Here is a 272-nt window from a genome sequence, read left to right on the forward strand (position 1 = left end):
CCAGCCCTACCTGCAATAAAAGACAGCGGTGTGGCTCTTTTGTATTTAAGTACTTCGTATACCTTCAGAAAAAAATGTCAACGACCAACCCACTAGAACAGTCCGTACGTGAACGCCTCGAACGCTACTTCGCCGATCTGGGCGAATCCGAGCCACGCGATCTGTTGTCGATGGTCATCTCCTGCGTGGAACGGCCTGTCCTGCAAGTTGCCCTGGAGAAATCCGCAGGCAACCAATCCAAGGCCGCAGAAATGCTGGGTATCACGCGCAGT

At 52.9% G+C, this 272-nt stretch carries 1 protein-coding gene; it reads left to right on the forward strand.

Annotation, left to right across the window (positions count from 1 at the left end; all coding sequences use genetic code 11):
• Positions 1 to 74: 74 nt before the first annotated feature.
• Positions 75 to 272, forward strand: a 198-nt coding sequence (locus ACZ2IA_RS22995) for a helix-turn-helix domain-containing protein (RefSeq protein WP_470294903.1), incomplete at its 3' end; no start/stop codon positions are given.

This window comes from Crenobacter sp. CS_VA4, assembly GCF_055597485.1.